We start from the raw sequence: 8,375 nt of genomic DNA on the forward strand, positions 1-8,375 counted from the left end.
TCTGATCCCATTGCTCATCGCTCAGTTCATATCGTCGTGGTTGTGCCATTCGTTATCCTGCTCCAGTCGTTTTTATCAGAGCATACCATATTTTTATTGGGTTTTCAGACACGTCCTAGTAAATTTAAACCAAAATTTTGTAGCAGCGTTTTTGTAGATCCAATAGGTTTTCTTTGTTTCTAATTGAGATTTTGCTTGATTTTTTTTAACAATATTGGTGACATGATTTGTTCCTGTTGTTTTTGGCTCTTTCTGGGATTCATTCGTTTTGTACAAATAAACTTTTTCTGTTCCGTTACCCAGTGGTTGATAAAGTAACGTATTCATATCTTTATTATTTGCAGTTGAAGTCAAAGTTTGAGTAGTTGTCTCTGTGACTTTCTTCATACCATAGTGGTAGTGATCATTAGCAGTAATGAACCCTAGACTAACTAGAAAGAGTGTTGCAAAAATAACTGATAGAATAGTTTGCCAAGCTTTTTTAGCAAAAATATTTGTTAAAGCAAATGCTATTACGCTAATAATTGTGATAACAAAAATCATTTTACATTCCCTCCTTCGATCTTTTTATTGTTTTTCAAGAAGAAGGTGATAATAAAGCCCACTAGTCCGAAAATTACAGCTACGAAGAAAGCAGCATGATAACCAGATAATGTGGCGTTGATTGCTTGGTCTTTATAAGACAAAGGCAAAGATTTTAGCAAACTTGCTTTTGGTAAATTATCTTTTGTGACATTAGTTAAAATACTGATTAAAACGGCCGTACCAATTGAACTTGCAACCTGACGGAAAGTGTTGTTTACTGCAGTACCATGACTAATCAAATTCATAGGTAAAGCGTTCATACCAGAGGTAGTAACAGGCATCATAACCATTGATATACCAAACATCCGCATTGCATAAAGAATAACAATCATTGTAACAGGAGTTTCTTGCGTTAAGAAAGCAAAAGGCAGGGTAGCAGCTGTTAAGATCAACATACCGCTGATTGCTAATCTTTTAGCACCATGTTTATCGAAGATTGCTCCAGTAATCGGCATCATCAACCCCATAATCAAAGCTCCCGGCAATAGCATCAAACCGGAATGGAAGGCAGATTCACCACGAATATTTTGAATATACAAAGGAAGAACCATCTCTGCTCCAACCATTGCCATGTTTACCACACCACTCAATATAGCAGCAATTGTAAAAGTTGGGGATTTAAAAACACGCAGTTCTAAGAAGGGGTGTTCTAGATGTAACTGTCGCCATACGAATAAACCAATGACAACTACACCTATAATTAAGAAGCCAATAACTTTTAGACTGTCCCAACCATCGTTACCAACAGAAGAAAAACCATATAATAAACTACCAAAACCAACGGTAGATAGTAGTGCTGATAACACGTCAATACTTGGATTAGATAATTGAATAACGCTTTTCATTAAAAAGATTGCCAAGACTAAAACTAAAATGACAATTGGAATTACCATGCCGAAAAGATCACGCCATGTGTAATGATCAATGATCCAACCGGAAAGGGTAGGCCCCAAGGCAGGAGCAAGTCCGATAACAATACCTGCCATCCCCATCGCTGAACCACGTTTTTCTGGTGGGAAAATCGACAACATAATATTTTGCAACAAAGGCATTGATATGCCTACGCCTGCAGCTTGAATTAAACGACCAATTAATAAAGTAGAAAAATTTGGAGCAATGAAACAGGTTATCGTACCGATCAAAAAAATTGTCATCGCTGTTAGATACAATCTTTTTGAACTAAATTTATTGATCAGCCATGCGCTGATTGGGATCATAATCCCATTTACTAGCAAGAAGCCAGTTGTTAACCACTGAACACTAGAAGCAGATATATCAAAAGCTTTCATTAGTGCTGGAAAAGCTGTTGTTAATAATGTTTGATTTAACACCGTACAGAAGGTCCCAATTAATAGTACAACAACTAATAAGGAACGATTGTAAGGTTTTCCGTAAATATCGACCGTTTGATTATTACTCACGATCTAACGCCCCCTCTCTTTTTGAAAATTTTCAGAAACAATAAATGTTCGTTTGTAAATTTACTGCTATTCGATTTTTTTGTCAACTTGCTTGACACGGTTGTTATCGAAAGTATAATCAGAAATGAAGAGAGGGATGGATTGTGGAAAATAGTACGGTCAAGCAACTCCTAGAAAGTGATGATTTATTAGTAGGTATTAGTGAATTAAGCAAAGTGACGGGGGTTTCTCCCCGACAAATTCGCTATTGGGAACAAAAAGGATATATAGAATCGACAGGTGAAAAGAGCGGTAATCGTAAATTTGAATTACCGATGGTTGTTAAGGTAGAGATTATTAAGCATTTTTTAGATGAAGGCTACACATTGAACGCATCAGTGGAAAGAGCTCAACAGCGACAAAAGAATATCCATCAAGCCAAATTGTTGTTACGCGAGGTATTTAAGGGGATTCAGCAAGTAGATGATCGTTATACGGTGATTCATTTAGATAATTTTATAAATAAGGAAGGTTTTTATTTGATTCGCGACACTGAAACAAATAGAACGACCTATCAAATTATTGATAAAGAAAGTGAAATCACAGCAGAATTTCTAAAAAAATGGTTTGAATAAATAGAAAGATAAAGGTTAGATGAGGATTTTGCATCAAGTTGTTGACTTCACTCGTTCATTCTGTTAGTTTTTTTATTAAAAATAATTCTGGGGAGTGGTAACGAACAATGTCTAATTGGGAAACGAAATTTGCAAAAAAAGGTCTGACATTTGATGATGTTTTGTTGATTCCAGCTGAGAGTCACGTATTACCGAATGAAGTGGATATGAGTGTACAATTGGCAAAAAATATCAAGCTGAATATCCCGTTGATGAGTGCAAGTATGGATACTGTAACAGATAGTAAAATGGCGATTGCTATGGCTCGACAAGGTGGACTTGGAGTTATCCATAAAAATATGAGTGTTGTTGCCCAAGCAGATGAGGTTCGAAAAGTAAAACGTTCGGAAAGCGGTGTAATCATTGATCCGTTTTTCTTAACACCAGAACATAAAGTACAAGATGCCGAAGATTTGATGAGTCGCTATCGTATTAGTGGTGTGCCAATCGTAGAAACGCTTGAAAATCGTAAATTAGTCGGTATTATTACTAACCGAGATATGCGATTTGTAACAGATTATGATATCCCAATCCATGAGGTTATGACAAAGGATGGTTTAGTCACTGCGCCAGTCGGCACTAAATTACAGGATGCAGAAAAAACACTGCAAAAACATAAAATTGAAAAATTACCAATCGTTGATGAAGATGGTCGCTTAAGCGGGTTAATCACAATCAAAGATATTGAAAAGGTTATTGAGTTTCCTAACGCAGCGAAAGACGAGCATGGTCGCCTATTAGTTGCTGCGGCAGTCGGGGTTACTAGTGATACTTTTGAACGAGCAGAAGCTTTGTTGAAAGCAGGCGCTGACGCCATTGTAATTGATACTGCTCATGGACACAGTGCTGGAGTTTTACGTAAAATCCGTGAGATTCGTGAAACATTCCCTGAAGCTACTTTAATTGCTGGAAATATTGCAACTGCTGAAGGAGCAAAAGCGTTATATGATGCAGGTGTAGATGTTGTTAAAGTTGGTATTGGTCCTGGTTCAATTTGTACAACACGGGTCGTTGCAGGTGTTGGGGTGCCTCAATTGACAGCTATCTATGATGCAGCATCTGTTGCTCGTCAATACGGCAAAGCAATCATTGCTGATGGAGGCATCAAATATTCTGGAGATATCGTAAAAGCGCTGGCAGCCGGCGGACATGCCGTTATGCTGGGTTCAATGCTAGCTGGAACAGACGAATCTCCAGGTGAATTTGAAATTTATCAAGGTCGTCGTTTTAAAACTTATCGAGGAATGGGGTCATTAGGAGCAATGGAAAAAGGCTCAAGTGATCGTTATTTCCAAAGCGGTGTTAATGAAGCGAATAAATTAGTTCCCGAAGGTATTGAAGGACGAGTTGCCTATAAAGGTACGGCGGCGGATATTATTTTCCAAATGATTGGCGGATTGAAAGCTGGTATGGGTTATGTTGGTGCGGGAAACTTAGAGCATTTACGAGAAAATGCACAGTTTGTTCAAATGAGCGGAAATGGTTTAAAAGAATCACATCCTCACGATGTTCAAATTACAAAAGAAGCACCAAACTATTCAGTTGAACAATAAAACAGATTGGTATTTTGAATTATTGATATCTAAAAATAGCGACCTCGCAATGAGGTCGCTATTTTTTTAATGAAAGATAGTTTTGGTTGTTAGTCCTCTTTTTTAATAACTTTTACATTACCCATATACGGAACTAATACCTCAGGAATTGTAACTGACCCATCTTCATTTTGATAGTTTTCTAAAATAGCGGTGACGGTTCGACCAACAGCTAAGCCAGATCCATTTAGGGTATGCGCATATTGAACTTTACTGTCTTCATCGCGATAACGAATCATTGCGCGTCGTGCTTGGAAATCTTCACAGTTTGAACATGAGCTGATTTCACGATAAGTATTTTGGGCAGGAACCCATACTTCAATATCATAGGTTTTGGCAGCTGAAAAACCCATGTCACCAGTACATAAAGTGATAACACGATAAGGTAGGTTTAGTTTTTGTAGAATAATTTCTGCATTTTGAGTCATTTTTTCTAATTCATCGTAAGAATTCTCTTTATCACTAAACTTGACCATTTCTACTTTATGGAATTGATGCAGGCGAATTAATCCGCGTGTATCACGACCAGCACTACCTGCTTCAGAACGGAAAGAAGGAGATAAAGCAGTAAAGTAGATCGGTAAATCTTTTCCATCTAAAATTTCATCAGCATAGTAATTTGTCAATGGAACTTCGGCAGTTGGAATCAATGTTAAATCGCGATCTTCAACTTGGAAGACATCTTCTTTAAATTTAGGAAATTGTCCTGTTCCGAACATTGCTTTGCTATTCACCAAATAAGGTGTAATCATTTCGGTGTATCCCTGTTCATAGACATGTTCGTCTAGCATAAAGTTATATACGGCGCGTTCCAAACGAGCAGCTAACCCTTTGTAATAAACAAAACGGCTACCAGCTACTTTTGCTCCGCGTTCAAAATCTAAAATATCTAATTCTTCAGCAATATCCCAATGATTTTTTGGTTCAAAAGAAAACTGACGCGGTTTACTCCAGCGACGTACTTCGACGTTGTCATCTTCATCATCACCAATAGGTACAGAGTCATGAGGGAGGTTCGGCAAAGTTGTTGCGATCTCAGTTAATTGTGCATCAATCTCAGCTACTTGTGTATCAAAAGCTTTGATATTTACACCGACTTCCTTCATCTCGGTAATTTTATCAGTGGCATCATTTTTTTCACGTTTTAGTTTAGCAATTTCGCTTGAAACATCATTTCGATATTTTTTTAGCTCTTCTGTTTTTACTAATAATTGACGGCGCTGTTCGTCTAAATCTAGGAAACGCTCCAAGACATCCTTTTTGACGCCACGAGTTGCCAATTTTTCATTTACTTCTGCAAAATTATTACGGATCATTTTTACATCTAGCATTGATTTTTCCTCCTTTAAATAAAAAAACACCGTTTCATCCCATTAACAGGGACGAAACAGTGTTGAATTTCGCGGTACCACCCAAATTCAGCTTAAAGCTGCACTTGATTAACGGATATCGACGTTACCCGGTTTTTCTTTCAAAAAACGCAGTATGCGAAACTGGATTTCCCTAAGTTGTTTTGTTGATTTTCACCAGCCATCAACTCTCTAAAAAAACAAACCTACGTACTTGGTTTCCTGCATATCTTATTGAGAACAGTATAAGCAATCAAAAATTTAAAGTCAATGATTATCCGGTATAGACTTTATTTGATTCTTATAAAGCGGTAAGTGAATAATGAACGATGTCCAAGACTCATTTGATTGAGCATAGATATAACCGCCGTGAAGATTAACAATATTTTGTGCAATAGCTAAACCTAATCCGGTTCCGCTAATCTCTTGTGAACGAGAGCCGTCAACTCGATAAAAACGATCAAATAGCTGATCAAGAGCTTCTCTAGGGATTGGCGTCCCATTATTTTTGACAGTAACGACGGCTTCATTTTTTGCTTTCTCGATCTCGATAATTATTTTGTTAGCTTCAGAACCATATTTTAAGGCATTGGTGATTAGATTATTAAAGACCCGGACAAGTTTTTCTGTGTCACCGTCCATTACCAATTGACTTTCTTGTGTGTCGACTTGGATTTGAATATTTTTTTTCTTGGCTTCTAACTCAAAGTCTGCTGCTAATTGTTCTAATAACTGGACCATATCAAAAGACACATTATTGACAGGGACAGAGGGTTGTCGAACTTTAGAGTATTCAAATAAATCTTCCACTAAAGACTTCATTTGTTTTGCCTTCTTATAAGCGATACTGGTATATTTCAGGATTTCATCATTACTTTGATACTGACCGTCTTCAATCAAACCAAGATAGCCAATAATTGAAGTCAAAGGTGTCCGAATATCGTGACTGACATTAGTGATCAGCTCATCCTTGGATTTTTCGATCTCCCTCTCATCTTCAATAGCAGCCACTGTACTATCAACTAAGCCGTTAATACTGTCGACGACTTTACTAAGATCGCCACGCAGTTCGAAAGGAATTCGGTAGTTATAATTCCCATTTGCAATATAGTGAAGCTCATTAATGATATGGCGGAGCTGCATTTGTCGATAACGCCGAATCAAACGCCAAAAAACAACTAATCCATCAATAATAATAAAGAAAGGGATAACAAAATTACGTCCACTCCAAAATATATCACTATCAAAGTTATTAGCGAAGATGTCTTTTGAACGATAGATTGCATCAGTTAAGTCAGGAGAATTCTGAAGCATCTGAGTGAATAGCACCATAATTGCTACGTTTAATAGAAGCAACAAGATTACAGTGACGATTCCTTCGGCAATTAATTCACTGACTTCCTTTGATGTAAGGGTAATACGCTTTTTTTTCTCAACTTTATTTTGCATCAATCTTATAACCCACACCCCAAACGGTCTGGATCACTTTTTCACCATCAGTCGCTTCTTCGATCTTATCACGTAAGTGGCTGACATGAACCATGACCGTTTTCGCTGAGACGATACTTTCCTGTTTCCAAACGCGTTCAAAAATTTCATCAGCACTAAAGACACGATTTGGATGACTAGCTAATAAATAGAGGATACCGAATTCCAGAGCAGTTAATTGGATTTCTTTTCCATCGACTGTTTTTACTTCATGGGAATCTTTATTAATAATCAAAGATTGGATTTCTAGTATATCTGGTTGATCCTCCGCGACATGCATCTGAGTACGGCGCAATAAAGATTTTACCCTCGCCATAACTTCTAAAGGATTAAATGGTTTTGTTACGTAATCATCAGCACCTGCAACTAGACCTTTGATTTTATCCATATCAGTTGTTTTAGCTGTTAACATAATAATAGGAATCTGTGATTCCTTTCTTAATTCCTTTACGACTTGCATGCCATCCATTACAGGCATCATAATATCTAATAATAGTAGATCGATGTCATTAGTAGTTCGAAGTTTACTTAACGCTTCTTTTCCATCATATGCTTTTACAACTTCATAGCCTTCGTTATGCAAATAGATACTAAGTAGTTCGACAATTTCTTTATCATCATCTGCAACTAATACTTTCATTAAATGTTCCTCCGTCCATATAAAAAATAATTACATCCCTATTTTACCAAAGAAATTGAAGGAAGGCGAAACACAGTACCTTGAGTTAAGGAAAAATCAAAAATAAAATGACGAAAATTAATTTCTTAAGAGTTTGAAATAATTGGTTGGTTAAACAAAAAAGCGAACAAAAACACAACATTTTTATTTATCCATCGGGTTTAAAAAAAGTGAATAAAAACCTTATTTTTTCATTGACCAATTCCTATAAAACTGCTATATTATTTTATGTTCTGAAACAGAAAATATTTTTTCGGAATACCTAAAATTGTTATTGACAGATGAATGGGTTTCAGTTATTCTATCAAAGTCGCATAAAGCGATGGCAACAACTTCTTCGAAAAAAAATTCAAAAAAGTTATTGACATCAAAACGGCAATCTGTTATGATTTAAAAGTTACTGAAACAAAGCGACAAACAATGTAGACCTTTGAAAACTGAACGAATAAAACAAGCCAAATGTGTAGGGCGCTTCTATTATATAGAAGCAAACAACATAGCAAGCAATATGCTAGCAAGTCAATTATTACAATTGAGCTTAACAGTCGCAAGACTGTTTCAAACACTTTTTATGAGAGTTTGATCCTGGCTCAGGACGAACGCTGGCG

At 36.7% G+C, this 8,375-nt stretch carries 7 protein-coding genes and 1 other annotated feature; of the genes, 2 read left to right on the plus strand and 5 right to left on the minus strand.

Annotated elements, in window-relative coordinates; all coding sequences use genetic code 11:
• Window positions 1-93: 93 nt before the first annotated feature.
• On the minus strand, window positions 94-543 hold the full coding sequence (locus tag KQI58_RS21965) for a DUF4811 domain-containing protein (protein ID WP_253296090.1): 450 nt from the start codon (window positions 541-543) through the stop codon (window positions 94-96).
• On the minus strand, window positions 540-2,006 hold the full coding sequence (locus tag KQI58_RS21970; RefSeq protein ID WP_216411068.1) for an MDR family MFS transporter: 1,467 nt from the start codon (window positions 2,004-2,006) through the stop codon (window positions 540-542). The genes KQI58_RS21965 and KQI58_RS21970 overlap by 4 nt, the downstream gene beginning before the upstream one ends.
• Before the next feature lie 143 nt (window positions 2,007-2,149).
• On the opposite strand from KQI58_RS21970, the gene KQI58_RS21975 reads away from it, so the two are divergent.
• Both KQI58_RS21975 and guaB read left to right on the plus strand, forming a co-directional pair.
• The gene (locus tag KQI58_RS21975; protein ID WP_216411069.1) at window positions 2,150-2,620 is read left to right on the plus strand and encodes a MerR family transcriptional regulator; all 471 of its coding nucleotides are present in this window, start codon (window positions 2,150-2,152) and stop codon (window positions 2,618-2,620) included.
• A gap of 107 nt (window positions 2,621-2,727) precedes the next feature.
• Window positions 2,728-4,212, plus strand: a complete 1,485-nt coding sequence (guaB, locus tag KQI58_RS21980) for an IMP dehydrogenase (protein ID WP_216411070.1) — start codon at window positions 2,728-2,730, stop codon at window positions 4,210-4,212.
• A gap of 89 nt (window positions 4,213-4,301) precedes the next feature.
• On the opposite strand, the gene serS is transcribed toward guaB, so the two are convergent.
• From serS to KQI58_RS21995, 3 genes are all read right to left on the minus strand, one after another.
• A complete protein-coding gene (gene serS / locus KQI58_RS21985) occupies window positions 4,302-5,582 on the minus strand; it encodes a serine--tRNA ligase (protein WP_216411071.1) in 1,281 nt (426 codons plus the stop codon).
• 44 nt (window positions 5,583-5,626) lie between these two features.
• Window positions 5,627-5,836, minus strand: a binding site (T-box leader).
• Window positions 5,837-5,867: 31 nt separating this feature from the next.
• Complete coding sequence (locus KQI58_RS21990; RefSeq protein WP_216411072.1) at window positions 5,868-7,049, minus strand: sensor histidine kinase; 1,182 nt, start codon at window positions 7,047-7,049, stop codon at window positions 5,868-5,870.
• A complete protein-coding gene (locus KQI58_RS21995) occupies window positions 7,039-7,728 on the minus strand; it encodes a response regulator transcription factor (RefSeq protein ID WP_016179267.1) in 690 nt (229 codons plus the stop codon). The genes KQI58_RS21990 and KQI58_RS21995 overlap by 11 nt, the downstream gene beginning before the upstream one ends.
• Window positions 7,729-8,375 lie beyond the last annotated feature (647 nt).

It is taken from the genome of Enterococcus raffinosus, from assembly GCF_018917525.1.
Classification (GTDB): Bacteria; Bacillota; Bacilli; order Lactobacillales; family Enterococcaceae; genus Enterococcus_A; species Enterococcus_A raffinosus_A.

Bases quoted from the DNA above. Each gene is read 5' to 3' on its own strand.
- KQI58_RS21965 (WP_253296090.1), bottom strand. From the start codon at position 543: ATGATTTTTGTTATCACAATTATTAGCGTAATAGCATTTGCTTTAACA.
- guaB (WP_216411070.1), top strand. From the start codon at position 2,728: ATGTCTAATTGGGAAACGAAATTTGCAAAAAAAGGTCTGACATTTGAT.
- serS (WP_216411071.1), bottom strand. From the start codon at position 5,582: ATGCTAGATGTAAAAATGATCCGTAATAATTTTGCAGAAGTAAATGAA.
- KQI58_RS21990 (WP_216411072.1), bottom strand. From the start codon at position 7,049: ATGCAAAATAAAGTTGAGAAAAAAAAGCGTATTACCCTTACATCAAAG.
- KQI58_RS21995 (WP_016179267.1), bottom strand. From the start codon at position 7,728: ATGAAAGTATTAGTTGCAGATGATGATAAAGAAATTGTCGAACTACTT.